Annotated in this window: 1 pseudogene; it reads left to right on the top strand. The window is 45.6% G+C overall.

Features of this window, described 5'->3' with window-relative positions:
• Positions 1-109, top strand: a pseudogene (locus H9X84_RS12965) (transposase); the annotation flags it as partial.
• Between the last annotated feature and the right edge of the window lie 108 nt (positions 110-217).

Raw genomic sequence — 217 nt, 5'->3', positions numbered from 1 at the left:
GGACGGCTATCGCGAGGTTCTTGGCGCAGCCGAGGGCATGAAAGAAGACAAAGCTAGTTGGGTCAGTTTCTTCCAGTGGTTGCGTGGCCGCGGTCTGAATGGGGTCAAAGAGACCGTTTCAAGTTTTGTGTAAAGTGAATAAACTGATATAAGATATGTCATTAGTTACTTTGGGCAGAGCCTATTTTGAGGTTCTGCCTTTGTCTGTATTATAATG

Origin of the sequence: Anaerotignum lactatifermentans (genome assembly GCF_016902535.1) — a bacterium.
Taxonomy (GTDB): domain Bacteria; phylum Bacillota; class Clostridia; order Lachnospirales; family Anaerotignaceae; genus Anaerotignum; species Anaerotignum lactatifermentans_A.
Note: the sequence above shows the minus strand (reverse complement) of the source record. Positions and strands in the feature narration are given on the sequence as shown.